Source organism: Gilvimarinus gilvus, assembly GCF_030518155.1.
Taxonomy (GTDB): domain Bacteria; phylum Pseudomonadota; class Gammaproteobacteria; order Pseudomonadales; family Cellvibrionaceae; genus Gilvimarinus; species Gilvimarinus gilvus.
Window position 1 is genome coordinate 1 of record NZ_JAULRU010000095.1, and the last position, 325, is coordinate 325.

Annotated in this window: 1 protein-coding gene; it reads left to right on the forward strand. The window is 53.5% G+C overall.

The window, feature by feature from the left end; translation table 11 throughout:
* On the forward strand, nt 1–268 hold a 268-nt coding region (locus tag QWI17_RS00475; protein WP_302720535.1), incomplete at its 5' end, for a hypothetical protein.
* Nucleotides 269–325 lie beyond the last annotated feature (57 nt).

Genomic DNA, 325 nt, shown 5'->3' on the forward strand with positions numbered 1-325 from the left:
CGGGGATCAGGTTAGGCAGGAGATCGCTCATGAGGAAGCGATGGCTCTTATCAGGGTAATTTTACAAATCCTGGCCGCGCTTTTTGGTGCCGCCGCCGGTTACTCGGCTAAGCCCGGCAACCCAAGGGGCAAAGGGTACGCCGAATACGATCAAGAGAAAGAATTCCCATTCTTGTTTTCCAATGAGCCTGATGGCGATCCACTGCATTCCCTTCTGGCTGCCAAACTCTCATCGCCGAGTGTGGGGCAGACAGCAGAATTGGCATGAGTAGGTGACCTGAGGTTTAGGACAAAATTAGTACAAAACCCAGGCCGGTTTGGGCCG